At 61.4% G+C, this 17,678-nt stretch carries 16 protein-coding genes and 1 riboswitch; of the genes, 7 read left to right on the forward strand and 9 right to left on the reverse strand.

Annotated features, from left to right (window positions below; translation table 11 throughout):
- Window positions 1-9: 9 nt before the first annotated feature.
- Window positions 10-2,325: a S9 family peptidase gene (locus tag ACZ6WW_RS13140; RefSeq protein ID WP_465274600.1), complete on the reverse strand. Its 2,316-nt coding sequence runs from the start codon at window positions 2,323-2,325 to the stop codon at window positions 10-12.
- A 175-nt stretch (window positions 2,326-2,500) separates the two neighbouring features.
- On the opposite strand from ACZ6WW_RS13140, the gene ACZ6WW_RS13145 reads away from it, so the two are divergent.
- Window positions 2,501-2,896 (forward strand): acyl-CoA thioesterase, encoded by a 396-nt coding sequence (locus ACZ6WW_RS13145; protein ID WP_281851484.1) that lies wholly within the window; start codon window positions 2,501-2,503, stop codon window positions 2,894-2,896.
- The gene (locus ACZ6WW_RS13150) at window positions 2,893-3,642 is read left to right on the forward strand and encodes a glutathione S-transferase family protein (RefSeq protein ID WP_465274601.1); all 750 of its coding nucleotides are present in this window, start codon (window positions 2,893-2,895) and stop codon (window positions 3,640-3,642) included. The genes ACZ6WW_RS13145 and ACZ6WW_RS13150 overlap by 4 nt, the downstream gene beginning before the upstream one ends.
- Here the strand turns inward: ACZ6WW_RS13150 and ACZ6WW_RS13155 are convergent.
- The gene (locus ACZ6WW_RS13155) at window positions 3,639-4,535 is read right to left on the reverse strand and encodes a LysR family transcriptional regulator (RefSeq protein WP_465274602.1); all 897 of its coding nucleotides are present in this window, start codon (window positions 4,533-4,535) and stop codon (window positions 3,639-3,641) included. The two genes, ACZ6WW_RS13150 and ACZ6WW_RS13155, sit on opposite strands and share 4 nt — an antisense overlap.
- Window positions 4,536-4,656: 121 nt before the next feature.
- Between ACZ6WW_RS13155 and ACZ6WW_RS13160 the strand changes: the two genes are divergently transcribed.
- The 4 genes from ACZ6WW_RS13160 (at window position 4,657) to ACZ6WW_RS13175 (ending at window position 8,136) form a co-directional block, all read left to right on the forward strand.
- Window positions 4,657-5,649 carry an aldo/keto reductase gene (locus tag ACZ6WW_RS13160; protein ID WP_465274846.1) on the forward strand — a complete coding sequence of 331 codons (993 nt, stop codon included), beginning with the start codon at window positions 4,657-4,659 and terminating at the stop codon, window positions 5,647-5,649.
- Window positions 5,650-6,229: 580 nt separating this feature from the next.
- Window positions 6,230-6,433, forward strand: a complete 204-nt coding sequence (locus ACZ6WW_RS13165) for a hypothetical protein (RefSeq protein WP_465274603.1) — start codon at window positions 6,230-6,232, stop codon at window positions 6,431-6,433.
- 3 nt (window positions 6,434-6,436) lie between these two features.
- Window positions 6,437-7,312: a prohibitin family protein gene (locus tag ACZ6WW_RS13170; protein ID WP_465274604.1), complete on the forward strand. Its 876-nt coding sequence runs from the start codon at window positions 6,437-6,439 to the stop codon at window positions 7,310-7,312.
- A gap of 161 nt (window positions 7,313-7,473) precedes the next feature.
- On the forward strand, window positions 7,474-8,136 hold the full coding sequence (locus ACZ6WW_RS13175; RefSeq protein ID WP_465274605.1) for a DUF2076 family protein: 663 nt from the start codon (window positions 7,474-7,476) through the stop codon (window positions 8,134-8,136).
- Between the two features lie 49 nt (window positions 8,137-8,185).
- On the opposite strand, the gene ACZ6WW_RS13180 is transcribed toward ACZ6WW_RS13175, so the two are convergent.
- Both ACZ6WW_RS13180 and ACZ6WW_RS13185 read right to left on the reverse strand, forming a co-directional pair.
- The gene (locus tag ACZ6WW_RS13180) at window positions 8,186-9,049 is read right to left on the reverse strand and encodes an energy transducer TonB (protein WP_465274606.1); all 864 of its coding nucleotides are present in this window, start codon (window positions 9,047-9,049) and stop codon (window positions 8,186-8,188) included.
- Window positions 9,050-9,131: 82 nt separating this feature from the next.
- Complete coding sequence (locus ACZ6WW_RS13185; RefSeq protein WP_465274607.1) at window positions 9,132-10,154, reverse strand: ribonucleotide-diphosphate reductase subunit beta; 1,023 nt, start codon at window positions 10,152-10,154, stop codon at window positions 9,132-9,134.
- 77 nt (window positions 10,155-10,231) lie between these two features.
- Here ACZ6WW_RS13185 and ACZ6WW_RS13190 point away from each other — a divergent pair, with 77 nt between their 5' ends.
- Window positions 10,232-10,567 (forward strand): GIY-YIG nuclease family protein, encoded by a 336-nt coding sequence (locus ACZ6WW_RS13190; protein ID WP_465274608.1) that lies wholly within the window; start codon window positions 10,232-10,234, stop codon window positions 10,565-10,567.
- Window positions 10,568-10,664: 97 nt separating this feature from the next.
- Here the strand turns inward: ACZ6WW_RS13190 and ACZ6WW_RS13195 are convergent, their stop codons facing one another.
- From ACZ6WW_RS13195 to ACZ6WW_RS13215, 5 genes are all read right to left on the reverse strand, one after another.
- On the reverse strand, window positions 10,665-13,166 hold the full coding sequence (locus tag ACZ6WW_RS13195) for a ribonucleoside-diphosphate reductase subunit alpha (protein WP_465274609.1): 2,502 nt from the start codon (window positions 13,164-13,166) through the stop codon (window positions 10,665-10,667).
- Window positions 13,167-13,324: 158 nt separating this feature from the next.
- Window positions 13,325-13,542, reverse strand: a riboswitch (cobalamin riboswitch).
- Between the two features lie 133 nt (window positions 13,543-13,675).
- Window positions 13,676-14,965: a tricarballylate/proton symporter TcuC gene (gene tcuC / locus ACZ6WW_RS13200; protein ID WP_465274610.1), complete on the reverse strand. Its 1,290-nt coding sequence runs from the start codon at window positions 14,963-14,965 to the stop codon at window positions 13,676-13,678.
- Between the two features lie 9 nt (window positions 14,966-14,974).
- The gene (locus ACZ6WW_RS13205) at window positions 14,975-15,367 is read right to left on the reverse strand and encodes a peptidase C13 (RefSeq protein ID WP_465274611.1); all 393 of its coding nucleotides are present in this window, start codon (window positions 15,365-15,367) and stop codon (window positions 14,975-14,977) included.
- Window positions 15,368-15,392: 25 nt separating this feature from the next.
- Entirely contained in the window at window positions 15,393-16,508 is a 1,116-nt protein-coding gene (gene zapE, locus ACZ6WW_RS13210; RefSeq protein WP_465274612.1) for a cell division protein ZapE, read from the reverse strand.
- A 165-nt stretch (window positions 16,509-16,673) separates the two neighbouring features.
- Window positions 16,674-17,678: a lysozyme inhibitor LprI family protein gene (locus ACZ6WW_RS13215; protein WP_465274613.1), complete on the reverse strand. Its 1,005-nt coding sequence runs from the start codon at window positions 17,676-17,678 to the stop codon at window positions 16,674-16,676.

Here is a 17,678-nt window from a genome sequence, read left to right on the forward strand (position 1 = left end):
CAGAAGCGATCAGTCTTTCGGCGGATTCATCTGATAGTTCTTCGGCGGCTCGGCACCCATCAGGTTGCGCACGAAGTAATCCCAGCGCCGGCGCATCATGTACGTGCTGGCGGCGGCGTAGCCGTGATGCGCGTTGGGAATCATCACCAGGTCGAAGTCCTTGTTGGCCTTGATCAACGCATCGACCACCAGCAAGGTTTCGTACGGCGGCACGTTATCGTCCATGGTGCCGTGCGCCAGCATCAGATGGCCTTTCAGGTTCGCCGCAAACGACTGGTTGGCCTGCTTGTCGTAATTGGTGGTGCCATCGGGGTTCTTCTTCAGCAGACCCTGCCACTTCTCGGCCCAGTCGTCCTCGTAATTGCGATTTTCGTGATTGCCGCTTTCGGCGATGCCCACCTTGAAGAAATCGGGATAGTGGAACATCGCGCCCACGGTGGCGTTGCCGCCGCCGGAGTGGCCCCAGATACCGACGCGGTCGAGATCGATCCACGCATAACGCTTGCCCAGTTCTTTCACACCGGCCACCTGGTCGGGCAGGGTGTTGTCCTCGATGCGCTCGAAATAGGCATCGTGGAAGGCTTTCGAACGCCACGGCGTACCCATGCCGTCGATGGCCACGACGATGAAGCCCAGCTCGGCGAGCGCCTGGTGATCGACGCGAGCGGCGCTGAAGCTGCGGCTGCCGACCGAACCGGTCTGCGGGCCGGGGTAGACATAGTCGACGATCGGGTATTTCTTGTTCGGATCGAAGTGCGTCGGCTTGAACATCAAGCCATACAGATCCGTCTTGCCGTCACGTCCCTTCACCGTGAACGGCTCCGGCGGCTTCCAGCCGGTGGCGGTCAGGCGGCTGATATCGGCCTTGGCGATGTCGTGCAGGGTGCGGCCGTCGTTCGCATCGCGCAGCACCGTCACCGGTGCGGTGGTTGGCGTGGAGTACGCATCGGCGAAGTAGCGGCCATCATCGGACAGGCTAATCGCATGGTCGGCCTTTTCCGGCGTCAGCAGCGTTTGGTGCTTGCCGTCGAAGCCGATCTTGTAGAACTGTTGATAGTACGGATCGACGCCGGCCTCTTTACCGACGCCACGGAACCAGATCGTGCGTGTGGCCGGATCGACATGCAGCACCTGGGTGACGTTGCCTTCGCCATGGGTGATCTGCTGCTTGAGCTTGCCGGTCTTCAGGTCGTACAGATACAGCTGGCCCCAGCCATCGCGCTCGCTGAACCAGATCGCCTCATTGGTGTCCGGCAGGTACTGCCAGTTCACCATGTCGTTGCCGCTTTCGTAGTACGTCGCGACCTTTTCGTCGAACACGGTGCGCACCTTGCCGGTCTGCGGATCGGCGATGCGGAACCATTCCTGACGGTGATCGCGGGAGGTGGACACGAACGCGAGGCTCTTGCCGTCCTTCGACCACTTCACATCGTCCCAGCCACCGTCGCGGCCGCAGCTGATGTCGTCGCACAGGCTGGAGCGATGCTGATCGGCCGGCATCTGCAGACGCACGACATGCTTGCCCGGCACATCGATGATCACGCGCTCGATCATCGTCACATCGGTATCGCCAACCAGCGGATACTTCCACTTTTCGAGTTTCGGATGGCCGACATTGGTCGAGACGAGATACATCTCACCGGTCTTGCGCTGGTCCTGCTGGAAGGTGGCGATCTTGCTGGAGTCGGGCGACCACACCAGGATTGCGGCGTCGGTGTGCTTCCAGCCGGCGTTGTCGGTGGCGTAGCCGAAGTCTTCCACGCCATCGGTGGTCAGCTGGGTTTCCTTGCCGGAGGCGACGTCGCGCACCCACAGGTTCCAGTTGCGGATAAACGCTTCGCTGCGTTTGTCCGGAGAGAGCACGCCGGGTTCCTTGTCCGACTTGACGGTGCAGCTATCGGCACTCGTCAGGTCGCACACATAATGTTTGCCGCCCTTTTTTACGTCCAGGCGGCCGTCGTCCAGGCGAGCGAACTCGGTCAGCATCAGCTTGTTCGCGTCGACCGGCTTGCCCGAAGCCTTGCCGAGCGCTGCCGCCAGCTTGCCCTGGTCGAAGGCCGGCTCGGCCTTGCCGGTGGTCGCATCGACGCGAAGGTAGTGGTCGCCGCCGGCATCGTGGTCGCGATACCAGAAGTGCGTACCGTCCATCCAGTTGACGGTGGTAACGGCGTGGTCGACCAGTGGTGTCGCGTTGTACATCGCGAAACGTTCGGCCTGCGCGTAATCCTCGGTGCTGAGTTTGCTCGTCTGCGCCATGGCGGCGGTCGACAACGCGGTCAGGATCAGGGCGCCCAACAGACGTGGCGTGGCAATCATCGAACCCATACGGGCGGTTCCCCTTGCGGTTGGTGCGGGCCGGGTAGGGCCTGCGATGGCTGGTACGTTCAAATCCCTCGATCCTAATCCCCCATCCACGGGGCGGACCCCTGCCGAAAGTCCTGCGACAGCACCGCGGTTCCGGCAAACTACGCGTTGCCCACCGAGATATCAGGAACCGCCTATGAGCTCCGCCTTCCCCGAAGCCCGCTTGCTGGAAATGGTCTTCCCGGATCACACCAACCATCTGGGCACCCTGTTCGGCGGCCAGGCGCTGGCCTGGATGGATAAAGCGGCTTTTATCGTCGCCTCGCGCCATGCCCGCCGCATTGTCGTCACGGCTCGTTCGGAGGAAGTCAGCTTTCGCGTGCCCGTGCGCAAGGGGCAACTGGTCGAGCTGGTGGCCCGGGTGGTCAAGGTGGGCCGTAGTTCGATGTATGTGGAAGTGGAAATGACTGCCGAAGACCCGCTCACCGGCGATCGTCGCGTCTGCACGACGGGGCGCTTCGTGATGGTAGCGCTCGACTCCAACGGTACGCCGACCGACGTACCGCCGTTGCCCGGTGGCGACATCGTATGAACTCGCTGACGGTCATCGGCAATTACATTTCGCCGTACGTGCGCAAAGTGCTGGTGTGCCTGGAGCTCAAGGGACTGGCCTACGAGATCGACCCGATCACACCCTTCGTCGGTGACGATCGCTTCACCGCACTCAACCCGTTGCGGCGGGTGCCGATATTGATCGACGGCGAGCTGGTGCTCAACGATTCCTCGGTGATCTGCCAGTACCTGGAAGACAAGTACCCGGCGGTGTCGGTCTATCCTGTCGATATCGCCGATCGTGCGCGAGCTCGCTGGCTGGAGGAGTACGCCGATACACATCTGGCGAATGTGTTGATCTGGCGTTTGTTCTACCAGCTCGGGATCAAGCGCTATGTGTTTCGTGAAACAACCGATGAGGCGGTAGTCGCCAAGGCGCGCGAGGTGGATATCCCCGCGGCGCTGGATTACCTGGAAGGCTTCCTGCCTGCCGAAGGTTATCTGTATGGCGAGCTGTCGATCGCCGATATCAGCGTGGCGTCGTATTTTCGTACCGCATCGTTTGTCCGTTATGCGATCGACGCGGCACGTTGGCCGCGTGCTGCGGCATTTGTTTCACGTGTGCTGGCGTTGACGCCGTTTCAGACACTGGCGCGCTATGAAGATGCGATGTTGCGTCTGCCGCTCGGCGAGCAGCGCGGCGTGCTGGCCCAGATGGGGGCGCCGTTGACCGCCGAATCGATGGGGTCGGACGTGGCGCGGCATGGCGTGGGCAGGTCGGACTAAACCGTCGCCATCAGTTCCACCAACCAATCCACAAATACTCTCAACCGCGTCGGCAGCCGCTTCTGCTGCGGATACAACACCGTCACCGGCAGTGTCGGCGGTGGCGACGCAGGCAGAATTTCGCGTAGCTGCCCTTTGACCAGATGCTCGCTGATCCGGTAGCGCGATAACTGTGCAATCCCGAGCCCGGCAAGACAGGCCGCCATATAGGCGTCCGTACTGCTCACGGTAATCCGCCCCGGCAGCATCACGCCACGCTTCTTGCGGTTGACCAGAAATTCCAGCGGCTCAGCGCGGCGTGTCGTCGGCGAGGCCCAGTTCACCGCAAGGTGACCCTCCTGCAGATCGGCAAGATTTTCCGGTACCCCGTGCTTGCGCAGATAGGCCGCACTGGCCACGGTTACCTGGGGCAGCACGGCGACCCGTCGCCCGACCAGTTCCGAATCGGCCAGCTCGCCGATACGCAACACGCAATCGACACCCTCCTGCACCAGATTGACGAAGCGATCGCCGGTGCTGATGTCCAGCTCGATTTGCGGATAAGCAGCGTAAAAGCTCGGTAAAGCGGGAATCACCATCATGCGGGCAAGCGAAGCGGGCAGGTCGATGCGCAACCGGCCGCGCGGCCCCTGGACGGTATCGCGAAAACTTGCCTCGACCTCGTCCAGGTCGGTCAGCAGGCGCTGGCAGTGGGCGTAATACGTTTCGCCATCGCGCGTGACGTTGACGCGTCGGGTCGTACGCTGCAGCAGCTGCACGCCGAGCTCAGCCTCCAGCCGCTTGATCGTGTGAGTCAGCGTGGCGCGCGGCAGGTTCATGTCATCGGCGGCAGCGGTGAAACTGCGCAGTTCGACGATACGGGCAAAGACGCGCATGGCGTGGAGACGGTCCATGGCGATTATTTATCAGGATGAAACAGACTTGTCGATTATTGAGTATTTATCGACAAGCCGATTGAGCGAAAAATGCACAGGTCTTCCCCACCTCAAGAGAGAACCCATGCTCGACACTCAACTGGAACAACGTCCGCTCGGTACGCAAGGTTTGAAGGTGTCCGCCCAAGGCCTGGGCTGCATGGGCATGAGCGAGTTCTACGGCGCATTCGACGATGCCGAGTCGATCGCCACCCTTCACCGTGCGCTGGAACTGGGCGTCAATTTTCTCGACACCTCCGATGCCTACGGTCCGCATACCAATGAAGTGCTGGTCGGCAAGACCATTCGCGAACGTCGCGACAGCGTGGTGCTGGCGACCAAGTTCGGCCTCACGCGTGACCCGAACAACGCGCAGGCACGCGGCGTCAACGGTCGTCCCGAGTATGTTCGCGAGGCTTGCGATGCGAGCCTTAAGCGACTGGGTGTCGATCATATCGACCTGTACTACCAGCATCGCGTCGACCTGGACGTGCCGATCGAAGAGACCGTGGGTGCCATGGCCGAACTGGTCAAGGCGGGCAAGGTGCGTTACCTCGGCCTTTCCGAAGCGGGCGCCAAGACCATCGAGCGTGCGCATGCCGTGCACCCGATCAGTGCCTTGCAGGTCGAGTACTCGTTGTGGACGCGTGATCCCGAGAACAACGGCATGCTCGATACCTGCCGCCGTCTGGGGATCGGTCTTGTTGCCTACTCGCCACTTGGTCGTGGTTTCCTCACTGGGCAGATCACCACACCTGACGATTTCGATGCCGACGACTATCGTCGCCACAGCCCGCGTTTCCAAGGCGAGAACTTCACGCGCAATCTCGAACTGGTCGGCAAGGTGAAGGCATTGGCCGAACGCAAGGGCTGTACGCCGGGACAGCTCGCGCTTGCATGGGTGTTGGCACAGGGCAAGGACATCGTTCCGATTCCGGGCACCAAGCGTCGCAAGTATCTTGAGGAAAATGTCGCTGCTTGCGGTGTGCATTTCAGCGACGAAGAATTGCGCGACATCGAGGCGACGTTCCCTGCCGATGTTGCTGCAGGGACACGTTATCCGGAAGCGATGATGCGGCGGGTCAATGTGTAATTCCAACCCTTTATAGAAGCAGCTCCCAATAACCTCCAGGAACACCTCCTATTTGTCATTCCGGCGAAGGCCGGAATCCAGCCCTCAGTTTTCGCTTATCAGGCAGCATGTAACAAGCATGAGCACGGAGGTTTGGATCCCGGCCTTCGCCGGGATGACGATGGAAACTGAGGCGATAGAGAGTCATTCAGTGTTGGCGCATAGTTAGAGTTGGTTTTTTTGCAGAGCCCCGGCATCGCCCGGGGCTTTTCACGTGTTACGTGATTACATTCCACAATCCATGCAAGCAAAAAAAAGCCGGAGTAGAATCCGCACCGTTGTCATCGCAGGGCGCGCATGGGGTGCGCTTATGAAGGCTACATTGAACATCTTCCATCGCTTCGATCCGGTCGGCCGCAACATGCGGCGTGCGATCGCTGCCACGGGCTAGGGGCCCTTCCGACGAACGTGAAGCCACCGCGGCGCAGCGCGCCGTGTATGTGTTCGTTCCTATCTTTCTTTTAACCGACATGGCGAAGCGCCGGGGCTTCGTGCGCCTCTACGTCATGCGAAACAACGTTGCGTCGTCTATGGAGAAACCATGAAGGCATCGTTCTGGCGTGTGTTCAACAAACCCTGGTGGTTTGTGGCTTGTCTCGTGTTCTACGTGGGCTTTGTCGGTCCGCGGTTGATTTCGTCGCAGGACACGTTTGCGGTGATCGGCGGTCTTGCCTTGCTGGTTCTGCTCATCGTCTGGGCCTACCAGCTCTTTATCCACATGCTTCGTCACAAGGATTGGAAATAAGCCATGAAACGTCTGTCCAAAATCACGTTGTTGCTCTCCTCGCTTGCTCTGCTGGCCGCCTGCGACAAGGTGCCGTCGGGCAACGTCGGCGTGAAGTTTCAGATGTACGGCGACGGCAAGGGCGCTTTGCAGGAACTCCCGCCGGGTCGCTACTGGGTAGGTTGGGGGTACGAGCTCTACACCTTCCCGACCTTTACTCAGACCTATACGTTTACCCGATCGAGCAACGAGGGCCGTCCGGTCGACGAGTCGATCAGTTTCCAGACCGCGCAGGGCCTGACGGTTAACGGGGACGTGGGTATCACGTATCACATCGATCCGAGCAAGGTCACGTTGATCTTTCAGAAGTACCGCAAGGGCATCGACGAGATCACCGACATCTACTTGCGCAACATGATTCGCGACGCGCTGGTCAAGGAAGCCTCCAGCCTGGATATCGAATCGGTCTACGGCAAGGGCAAGGCCAGCCTGGTCGAATCGGTACAGAAAGATGTCACCGATGAGGTCGGCCCGGTCGGCATCGTGGTCGAGAAGATCTACTGGATCGGCGAGCTGCGCCTGCCTGAAAACGTCGTGCAATCGATCAATGCAAAAATCCAGGCGACCCAGATGGCCGAGCAACGCCAGAACGAGGTGGCGCAAGCGCAAGCCGAAGCACAGAAAGTCGAGGCCGAAGCACAAGGCAAGGCGCAGGCACAGCTGACCATTGCCGAAGCGGAGGCCAAGGCGATCTCGCTCAAGGGCGATGCGTTGCGGCAGAACCCGAACGTGTTGCAGATGTCGGCGATCGAGAAATGGAACGGCGAGCTGCCGACGTACTACGGCAGCGGTGTCCTGCCGTTTCTGAATCTGGGCGCGCAGGGCAGCGTCGCTAAATAAGATCGCATGTTTTTGCGGAGCGGCGGTGGAACACTTCGGCGTTTTTCAAGCCTCCGCTCCGGCACTGTCCGCAAGGTGAACGCCGCCGCACGATGGGCCGGCGTTCATTGAACCGGCAGTCGGCGCCCCTATCATCTCCGTACTCCACAGGTAGATTTGCCATGACCCCGCAAGAACAACAGCTACTCGAAGACTTCCTGCAACGTCTCTCCGCTGTGAGCGGCGTCAGCAAGGACCCGCAGGCAGATGCACTGATTCAGCAGCAGCTCGCCGGTCACCCCGATGCGCTCTATCTGCTGGTGCAGCGCAGCCTGTTGCAGCAACACGCACTCGATAGCGCCAAGGCGCAGATCGCCCAGTTGCAGGCACAAGCAGGTGCGCAGCAAGGCGGCGGCAGCTTCCTCGGCGGCCAGTCGGCCTGGAATCAACCGCAGCAGCAGGTACCTCCGCCCATGCCGCCGCAGCAAGCTCCCGCGCCGGGTTGGCGTGAGCGTCTGTTTGGCGGTGGTGCTGCCCCGCAGCCGCAACAAGGCGGCGCGCCGAGCTTCCTGGCCAGTGCGGCCACGACCGCGGCCGGTGTCGCCGGCGGCATGTTCCTGTTCGACGGTATCGAAAGCTTGGTGGGTGGCCATCATGGCGGCGGCCTGTTCGGCGGCGGAAGCCAGCCGCAGGTGATCGAGAACGTTACCGAGAACAATTTCTACGATGATGGCAATCGCCAGTCGGGCAACGACAACTTCGCCTCGACGAATAACGATTTCAACAGCGATTTCGCCGATAACGACTTCGACGACAGCAATTTCGACGACAGTAGCTGGTCCTGAGTCGCTCAAGCGGAGCATCGTCTGGGATGCTCCGCTTGATTTCAGCACATCAGGTATTGCCCGGTGGTGTAGTGAGCGTCAGGCCACTGCCCACCAGGTAGGCGCCGCCATTGGGTAGCGCGTCATTGAACTTCTCTACCTGCTTGTCGCGCTCGTAGGGCACGAGCCAGGAAATCGATTCCTTCGGGCCCGGGACATAGCCGACCCACTTGCCATAAGTATCCGGCTCGGGCTGTCCCGCAACGGTCAGGTCGTAATTCACCGGAACGCGGGTGAAGTAATACGGCGCGTTGACGAATTTACCCGTCGTCGGAATGGTATAGGTCCAGTCGCGTGCCGCACGCATCGACGCGTCGCCAAGCACCTTGCGCCAGTGTTTCATGCCGTTGTCGCTGTCGACCACATCGAGGTTGACCTGTTCTACGGCAACATCGGCGACCTTGCCGTCGCGGCCCACCCGCATGACAAGATAGACCGTACCGGACACGCGCGATTGCACGGCCTCCTGCGGATAGCTCGGTGGCTTGCGGTCCTTGTAACTGATCTGATCGCTCGATGCGTGATATTCGCCGAAATTCGCGGCCGCGATCGATACGTTGTAGTTGTCGTCACCGATGGGCTTGGCCAGCATGCGGATGGACATCTTGGCCGCTACCGGCGAAGTGACGCCGTTGATGGGTTCGAGCTTGAAGTGCCAGACCGATGTGGCCTTCTGGATCAGGTCAAGCACGACCGGCGGCAGCCGCTCCTGCTTGTCCAGGGTGTAGGAGGCGACCGAGCCATTGCTCGCCACTTGAACCATGCCGGTCACCAGCATGCTGGCTTCGACGCGCTTGCGCACCGCCGCCGGACCGGCAGCGAAGGCCGCGCCGGCGAAGATAAAAGAAAACAACACCACGACAGACCGCTTCATCCCTGGCTCCCCGTTTTGGTTGGGTCGCCAATAGAGGCGACGGGCAGAAGTATGCCCGTCCTGGAGAGGCGCGGCGAGTGGCTCAGAACGACATATCGAACGCCACTTCGCCCTGCACGCCGACCTGATAGGCCGATACGCGCCGCTCGAAGAAGTTGGTCACTTCCTGCACATCCTGCAGATCCATGAAGTCGAACGGGTTCTTGGTGCCGTACTTCTTGGGCAGGTCGAGCTGGACCAGACGCTGGTCGGCGCAGTATTCGAGGTATTGGCGCATGTCGTTGACCGAAAGGCCGGCGACGCCGCCGGACAGCACGTCGGCCGCGAACTGCGTTTCGCAGGCGATGGCGTCTTCCATCATCTGCTCGATCTGCGTGCGCATCGCGTCATCGAACAATTCGGGTTCTTCTTCGCGCACCTTGCGCACCACCGCGAACGCAAACGCCATATGGCCGCTTTCGTCGCGGAACACCCAGTTGGTGCCCGAGGCCAAGCCATGCAGCAGGCCGCGCGAACGCAGGAAGTAGACATAGGCGAAGGCGGCATAGAAGAACAGGCCTTCGATGCACGCGGCGAAGCAGATCAGGTTGAGCAGGAACTGACGGCGCTGTTCCTTGGTTTCCAGGCGCTGCACGTTCTGGATCGAGTCGATCCACTTGAAGCAGAACTCGCCCTTCTGGCGGATCGATGGAATGTTCTCGATCGCGTCGAAGGCCTTGTTGCGCTCGGCCGGGTCGGGAATATAGGTATCGAGCAAGGTGAGATAGAACTGCACGTGCAGCGCTTCTTCATACAGCTGGCGCGACAGATACATGCGCGCTTCGGGCGCATTGATGTGCTGGTAGAGATTCAGCACCAGGTTATTGGAAACGATGGTGTCGCCGGTGGCGAAGAACGCGACCAGGCGATGAATCAGGTGACGATCCGCATCGGACATCTTCGACTTGAGGTCGGTGACGTCGAGCGAAAAATCGACTTCGTCCACCGTCCAGGTGTTCTTGATCGCATTGCGATACATCTCGTAGAACTCGGGGTAGCGCATGGGGCGCAAGGTGAGTTCGAAGCCCGGGTCGAGGATGTGTTGTGGTTTGTTTTGGGTCGACATGGGTGGCCTTCAAATCAAATAGATGTGTCGGAAGTCGCTGGGTCCCGGCGTTCGCCGGGACGACGAACAGAGGCGACATGGAGCGACTGAATGCATTTTTGTTCTTGGACGATCATAGGGGCATGTCGCGAGAACCTTGCGTTTACATGCTTGCCAGTGGACGAAATGGAACGTTATATGTGGGTGTTACGTCGAATCTGGTGAGGCGGGTTTGGCAGCATCGTGGTGAATTTGTTGCTGGATTCACGGCGTGCTACCGAGTGCATGATCTGGTTTGGTATGAGTTGCATGACACGATGGAGTCGGCGATCAAGCGTGAGAAAACATTGAAGAAATGGCGGCGCGCTTGGAAGCTTGAGCTTATCGAGGCCATGAACCCTTATTGGCGCGATCTCTACGACGACATCACCTGACCGTCGTCCCGGCGAACGCCGGGACCCAGTGCCTTTCAACTTTGCCGCAAGCGTGAAAGACGCTGGGCCCCGGCGTTCGCCGGGGCGACGTGAGGTTTTATTGGCAGGCTTCGCAGTACTCGGGGTTCTCGAGCGAGCAGAACACAGCAGCCGTCGCCGACTCCTGCGCATCCACCATCGGCGCTTCTACCTTAGCGGTCGGCGCCGAAACCGTCGTCTTGGCAATCTTGGTAGCCGGCCGCGAACGCAGGTAATACGTCGTCTTGATCCCCGACTTCCACGCGTACATATACATCGAGCTCAACTGACCGATGTTCGGATTTTCCATGAACAGGTTCAGCGACTGGCTCTGGTCGATATACGCACCGCGTGCGGCGCCAAGATCGATCAATGCCTTCTGCGGCAGTTCCCACACCGTGCGATAGATCAGGCGCAGGCGCTCGGGGATCGCGGCGATGCCCTGGATCGAACCGTCGGCCAGCTTGATCGCGTCGCGCACTTCGCTCGTCCACAGGCCCAGCGTTTTCAGCTCATCGGCAAGGTAGCGGTTGACCACCAGGAAGTCGCCCGACAGCGTCTCGCGCTTGAACAGGTTGCTCACCTGCGGCTCGATGCACTCGTAGCAACCGGCGATCGAGGCGATGGTTGCGGTCGGTGCGATCGCGATCAGCAACGAATTGCGCAGGCCGTGGGTCTTGATGCGCTCGCGCAAGGCATCCCAGCGTGCCACATCGTTCGGCTTGGCCTGCGGCCAGTAGTCGAACTGCAGTTCGCCATTGGCGGCGCGGCTTTCATCGAAGCCCGGGTGCGCGCCCTGCTTCTGTGCGATCTCGTTCGATGCGTCGAGCGCATTGAAATAAATCTCCTCGGCGATGCGCGTGGACAGGGCCAGCGCTTCGCTCGAATCGAACGGCAGACGCAGCTTGAAGAACACGTCCTGCAGGCCCATCACGCCCAGGCCGACCGGACGCCATTTGCGGTTGGCGGTGGCGGCGGTGTCGATCGGATAGAAGTTGAGATCGATCACACGATCGAGCTGACGCACGGCGGTACGCACGGTAGCGGCAAGCTTGGCAAAATCGACCGCGCCGTCGACCACATGACGGGCGAGATTGATCGAACCGAGATTGCATACTGCCGTTTCGCCGGCCGAGGTCACTTCCAGGATCTCGGTGCACAGGTTGGACAGATGGATGACGTTCTCGGGTTTGGCCGTCTGATTGCTGGTGGCGTTCGAACGGTCCTTGAAGGTCATCCAGCCGTTGCCGGTCTGCGCCAGCGTGCGCAGCATGCGGGCGTACAGCTCGCGCGCCTTGACCTTCTTGACGGCCAGCCCGGCCGCTTCAGCGTCGCGATAGGCCTGCTCGAAGGTTTCACCCCAGCTATCGACGAAATGCGGCACCACTTTCGGGTCGAACAGCGACCAGTCGCTGTCGGTCTCGACGCGGCGCATGAATTCGTCGGGAATCCAGTTGGCCAGATTGAGGTTGTGCGTGCGACGCGCATCGTCGCCGGTGTTGTCGCGCAGTTCGAGGAACTCCTCGATGTCCGCATGCCACGGCTCCAGGTACACGCAGGCCGCGCCCTTGCGCTTGCCGCCCTGGTTCACTGCAGCGACCGAGGCGTCCAGCGTCTTCAGCCACGGCACCAGGCCGTTGGAATGACCGTTGGTGCCCTTGATCAGCGAACCGCGCGAACGCACGCGCGAGTAGGCGAGGCCAATGCCGCCGGCAAACTTGGACAGCTTGGCGACGTCGCCGTACTTCTCGTAGATCGATTCGAGCGAATCGGTCGGCGAGTCGAGCAGGAAGCACGAAGACAACTGCTCGTGCGAGGTGCCGGCATTGAACAGCGTCGGCGAGCTCGCAATGTATTCGAGCGACGAGAGCAGGCGATACAGCTCCAGCGTCTCGCCCATGTCGTTGCCGCCGAGCGCGCAGGCGATGCGCATGAAGAAATGCTGCGGCGTCTCGATCACCTTGCGCTGTTGCGGATGACGCAGCAGGTAGCGATCGTACACCGTGCGCAGGCCGAAGTATTCGAAGCGGCGCGTGGCCAGCGGATCGATCGCATCGTTGAGCTTGCGCGCATTGGCGACGACAAAGTCACGCAGACGTGCATTGAGGATGCCCAGCTCGGCACCGCGCGCGATCGACTGCGAGAAGCTCTGTATTTCCTGGCCGCTGACTTCCTTTTCGATAAAGGCGCCGAGCAGGCGCGCGGCGAGCTGGCCGTATTCCGGCTCTTCGGCGGTAAGCGCCGCGGCCGTACGGATGGACAGTTCGTCCAGCTCCTGGGTGGTGGCGCCATCGTAAAGGCCGCCGATGGTCTTCAGGGCGACGCGCAGCGGGTCGACCCCGTGCAGGCCCTCGCCGCTGCGGGTGACCGCGCGCACGATCTTGTTGACGTCGACGATCTCCTGGCCACCGTTGCGCTTGGTCACGCGCATCTGGCCCGGGTTGTGCGGTGGCGTCAGCGCAAACGGAGTTTCCGTTGCGGCAGGGGAGGTCGAGCCGGTGCTGGCAGCATCGGCGGAGAAAGGAGAAGCGTCCACGCGACCGACGAGGCGTTCGCGCGTGGAAGTATCGAGAGGTTGCATGGCGGCAGCGCTCCAGCAAAAAAGTTCGTTTCGCCTGCTCCCGCGCGCAGGGCTGAAAGGTGTGATGTAAGGGTTCCGCGAACGGTCGTATGGCGAGGCTAGGTGCCCCGCGTCCACGACGCGCTTCCCCGCGGAAGCCGCCATCACTCACCGCGGCGGCAGGCCGCGATGTGTCGGCAGGTCTTCGGACTCGTGGACGAGGATCATTCCGGGCGATCCACCTACTTGCCCCCGCTTCCCAGCCTTACCGGCCAGTGCGATGGGGGTGTTCGTTTCCACTTACCGCTGCGGGGCAGTTCCGGATTTTCACCGGGATTCCCTATTAAGCCGATCCGACCGTGGGTCTGAGAAAGGCACCGACGAGGCACAACATATCGGGGTCCAGGGGTCTGGTCAACCCAATAATTTGTGGATAAGCCGGTGGATAAATACAAACGAAGCAGCCTGTTCAGGCGCTTGCAGGAATTTGCAGCTTTGTACGAATCGCCTGTCATTGGCCCGGTCCGGGCCTAGCCCCGATGCATGCCCCGGCTACGCGGGTCCCGGAACACCAGCCAGGTTGCCACCAGGCCGCATAGCGCGGCGAAGGACAGCCACAGGCCGGGCGCCGCCTTGTCGCCGGTGGTATGGATCAGCCATTGCGATATGGCCAGGCTGGAGCCGCCCAGGGTGGTGGCCAGGCTATAGGCCAGCGAAAAGCCGGTGGTGCGGACCTGGGCGGGCATGATCTCGGTCAGGGTCACCACCAGGGCGCCGTTGTAGCTGGCATAGATAAAGGACAGCCACAGCTCGACCACGAGCAACCGGCCGAAGCCGGGCTCCGCGACCAGCCAGCGCAGTACCGGATAAGCGGTCAGCAGCGCCAGCATGGTGCAGGCCAGCAGCAGCGGGCGGCGACCGATGCGGTCGGAGAGCGCGCCCATGATCGGCAGCCAGATGAAATTGGAGACGCCCACGCACAGCGTCACCAGGAACACGTCGAAGGTGGACAGCTTCAACACCTCGCTGCCGAAGGTCGGGGTATAGGCGGTGATCAGATAGAACGACACCGTCGTCATCATGACCAGGGCGACGCCGATCAGCACGATGCGCCCATGCGCGAGCATCGAGCGGTAGATCTCGCCAAAGCTTGGCTGCCGGCGCGAAAGAAACTCCTCGGTCTCTTCCAGCGAGCGGCGGATGACGAACAGGAACGGCACGATCAGGCAACCCACCAGAAACGGAATGCGCCAGCCCCAGCGGTCGATGGTCGCCGGAGGCATCCAGTACTGCAGCAGCAGGCCGATCGACGCGGCGAACACCACGGCGACCTGCTGGCTGGCCGATTGCCACGAACAATAGAAGCCACGCTGGCCGGGCCGCGCGATTTCGCTGAGATAAACCGAGACGCCACCCAGCTCCACGCCGGCGGAAAAACCTTGCAGCAGCCGACCGGCCAGCACCAGCAGGGGCGCGAGCACACCGATCGTCGCGTAATCGGGTACGGCGGCGACCAGCAGCGTGCCGACAGCCATCAACAACAAGGTAAGGATCAAACCCTTGCGGCGGCCGTGATGGTCGATATAAGCCCCCAGCACGATCGCGCCCACCGGCCGCATCACAAAGCCGGCGGCAAAGGCGAGCAGGGTCAAAAGCAGCGAGGCATAGGCGCTATGGCTCGGAAAGTACGCACGTGCAATGGCCGGGGCGTAATAGCCATAGACCATGAAGTCGTACATCTCGAGAAAATTGCCGCTGACCACCCGCACGATGGCCTTGAAGCTTTCCTTGCGCGAGCGCGGCGTGGCGGCAGACGTCATGGACCGGGCTCAGGGCACGACGCTGACGTCGATCTCGATCGGGTAATCCGTCTGACCGGGTTGCACCGGTGGCTTGGGGAACGTCCAGGCCGAGAATTGCCCGGCGACGCACTTGGCCACGGGTGTGGGCACGCGCACGTCCACCCGTAGCGGATGGCCATCCGGCGAGATATCGGCCACCAGCGTGAAAGGCGACTTGTCTGCTGGCGCGTTGCTCTTGATGCAACCCTTGAGCGTGTCGGTCATCGGATCGCCGGTCTTGTCCCAGAACAGCTTCTGGTAGGCGGGACCGGTGGCCGCGCCTTCGGCCAGCTTCGCGCGGGTGACGCGCGTGGAGAAGTCGTCCACGGCCGGCGTTTGCGGCGCGCCCATCAGCAGGGCGAGGCTTATCAGGCTGAGCATGGTGTTGCCTCCTAGGATCTTGCGTTCAATCGGATCGGTGATCGAGCGCCAGGTACGCCTCGCTCTGCATTTCGATCAGGCGCGATTCGGTACGACCAAACTCCGCGCGCAAGCGTTCGCCATCGTACAGCTCGGTGATCGGTGCGGCAGCGGAAAGAATCAACTTGACGTGACGGTCGTAGAACTCGTCCACCAGCAGCACGAAGCGCTTGGCCGCGTCCTCGCTGTAGACGGTAAATTGCGGCACGTTGGAGACGATGATCGCCGGTCCGGCTTTAGCCAGTTCAATGTAGTCGGACACAGCGCGCGGCCCTTCGCAGAGCGCATCGAATTCGAACCAGAGGATATTGTCGGCGCGTTTGCGCAAGGGAATCGGTCGATCGTTGATGACGATATCGCCACCCTCGACAACATCGCCGACGGCCTGCGTGGTGAAGATCTTCGACAGCGCGCGCTCGGCTTCTGCACTCGGCGGCGTGTGATACACCGGTGCCTGCGATAGCGCACGCAGGCGCCAGTCGCGGCTGGAGATCATTTCCACCACGTGGCAGCGCTGTTCGAGCAAGGCGATCGCCGGCAGGAAGCGGGCGCGTTGCAGGCCGTCCTTGTAGAGATTCTTTGGCGCGGTGTTCGACGTCGTCACCAGCGTGACGCCGCGGGCGAACAAGGCGTCGAGCAGGGTGGCAAGAATCATCGCATCGCCGATGTCGTTGACCAGGAACTCGTCCAGGCACAGGACGCGACACCGCTGCGCGATACCGGCGGCCACTTCGATCAGCGGATCCTGGCGCTCGCCCAGTTCGCGCAGACGCTCATGCACCTCGCCCATGAAGCGGTGATAGTGGCGGCGCAATGCCACGCCAGGTGGCAGGCTCGACACGAACAGGTCCATCAGAAACGTCTTGCCGCGACCGACGCTGCCCCAGAGGTACAAGCCGGGCACGGGCTCCGACGATTCGTTGCCGAGCAGCGATTTCAACTTTCCGAAGAAGCCGCTGTTGTCCTGCCTGGTTTCGCAGAGCGATGCATACAAGCGATCGAACTCGGGCAGCAGCGCCTGCTGCGCGGGATCGGCTTCCCAGCGATGTGCCGCGATACCTTCCTGGTAACGCGCGCTGGGGGAGAGGGGGATGTCGCTCATGGTCTACCGGATAATTCGTATGGCTGAAAGAAACCACCGTCATCCCGGCGAAGGCCGGGATCTACTCCTCTAAGTGGCCGCTTGCCAAAGGTCGTCTGACAGGCGAGGACTGAGGAATGGATCCCGGCCTTCGCCGGGATGACGACGTAGGAGAGGATGTTTAATTCAAGGCATGTAATCGACCGGCAACGTTGAGTCACGCTCGTCATGCCACGCCTGAATCGTCTTCGGCAGACGCTTTTTCCAGGCAGGTACATTGGTGTAGTAGCGCATACGCGAGTTGTTCTGCTTGTCGAACACCAGCAGGCCGATCCAGAGTTGATCACCCTTGCGCATCACTACCGCGGCATTGGTATTGGCCAGGCCGCGCACGAAATAATCGCCGACCTTCGCGCCCAGGCCGTCCTTGTCGTCGATCTCGCCCTGCATATTGATGGTGTCGAGCAGGTTCTGATAATCCTCGCCCAGCAACTTTCGCGCGACGGCGTCCTGGTTCGCGTCGAGCACCTTCAGACTGACCAACGATGCTTTTGGCTTGGCCGCGATCGCGCTCGCCGGCAGGTAGTTGCCGCCGTAATAAACACCGTTGCCCGCACCGCAATCGTTCTGGTTCTGGCGCACGGTCAGTCGTTGCCCGACCCGCACGAAATCGAGCTGGCAGCCGTCCTTGTCGCGATAGGTGGCGCGGTCGTTCTTCAGCACGATCTTGCCTTCCAGTGCACCGCTGTTGCCGCCGTTGTTCGCCTCGATGCTGAACTTCAGCGCCGGCGGTTTGCCGGTGATGCTGATCTGGCTGCTGGCCGACGGGTTGTCGTTGTCGAGCTGCCATACCTGCACCCAGCGCGCATCGCCGGTACGCGCCGTGCTGGCGGTGTTCTGCAGACGATCCAGGCGTTCCTGGTAAACACGTTGAAGACACGCGGTGTCGCCGCCGCAGGCGTTGCGACGCTTGAGCCAGTCGCGCTGCGAGCTGCGCAAGCTGTCAGGGTTGGCAGCGGCCGACATGGCGCTGATGAAGGCGCTATTGAGATCACTGTCCAGCTTGGACAGATCGGCATCGCCGCAAATGGCTTTTTCCGCGGGCGTGGCGGCCTTGCTGCAGTCGAAGCTCGCTGCGTTTGCGGCCAGCGGTAGCGCCAGCAGCGCAGCGGCAATCAGAAAAAGGCGCAT

The sequence above is a fragment of the Dyella sp. NPDC103356 genome (genome assembly GCF_055584465.1).

Coding starts and splice junctions, on each gene's coding strand:
- ACZ6WW_RS13205 (WP_465274611.1), bottom strand. CDS start 15,367: ATGCTCAGCCTGATAAGCCTCGCCCTGCTGATGGGCGCGCCGCAAACG.
- ACZ6WW_RS13145 (WP_281851484.1), top strand. CDS start 2,501: ATGAGCTCCGCCTTCCCCGAAGCCCGCTTGCTGGAAATGGTCTTCCCG.
- tcuC (WP_465274610.1), bottom strand. CDS start 14,965: ATGACGTCTGCCGCCACGCCGCGCTCGCGCAAGGAAAGCTTCAAGGCC.
- ACZ6WW_RS13155 (WP_465274602.1), bottom strand. CDS start 4,535: ATGGACCGTCTCCACGCCATGCGCGTCTTTGCCCGTATCGTCGAACTG.
- ACZ6WW_RS13140 (WP_465274600.1), bottom strand. CDS start 2,325: ATGGGTTCGATGATTGCCACGCCACGTCTGTTGGGCGCCCTGATCCTG.
- ACZ6WW_RS13150 (WP_465274601.1), top strand. CDS start 2,893: ATGAACTCGCTGACGGTCATCGGCAATTACATTTCGCCGTACGTGCGC.
- zapE (WP_465274612.1), bottom strand. CDS start 16,508: ATGAGCGACATCCCCCTCTCCCCCAGCGCGCGTTACCAGGAAGGTATC.
- ACZ6WW_RS13165 (WP_465274603.1), top strand. CDS start 6,230: ATGAAGGCATCGTTCTGGCGTGTGTTCAACAAACCCTGGTGGTTTGTG.
- ACZ6WW_RS13180 (WP_465274606.1), bottom strand. CDS start 9,049: ATGAAGCGGTCTGTCGTGGTGTTGTTTTCTTTTATCTTCGCCGGCGCG.
- ACZ6WW_RS13190 (WP_465274608.1), top strand. CDS start 10,232: ATGGAGCGACTGAATGCATTTTTGTTCTTGGACGATCATAGGGGCATG.
- ACZ6WW_RS13185 (WP_465274607.1), bottom strand. CDS start 10,154: ATGTCGACCCAAAACAAACCACAACACATCCTCGACCCGGGCTTCGAA.
- ACZ6WW_RS13175 (WP_465274605.1), top strand. CDS start 7,474: ATGACCCCGCAAGAACAACAGCTACTCGAAGACTTCCTGCAACGTCTC.
- ACZ6WW_RS13195 (WP_465274609.1), bottom strand. CDS start 13,166: ATGCAACCTCTCGATACTTCCACGCGCGAACGCCTCGTCGGTCGCGTG.
- ACZ6WW_RS13170 (WP_465274604.1), top strand. CDS start 6,437: ATGAAACGTCTGTCCAAAATCACGTTGTTGCTCTCCTCGCTTGCTCTG.
- ACZ6WW_RS13215 (WP_465274613.1), bottom strand. CDS start 17,678: ATGCGCCTTTTTCTGATTGCCGCTGCGCTGCTGGCGCTACCGCTGGCC.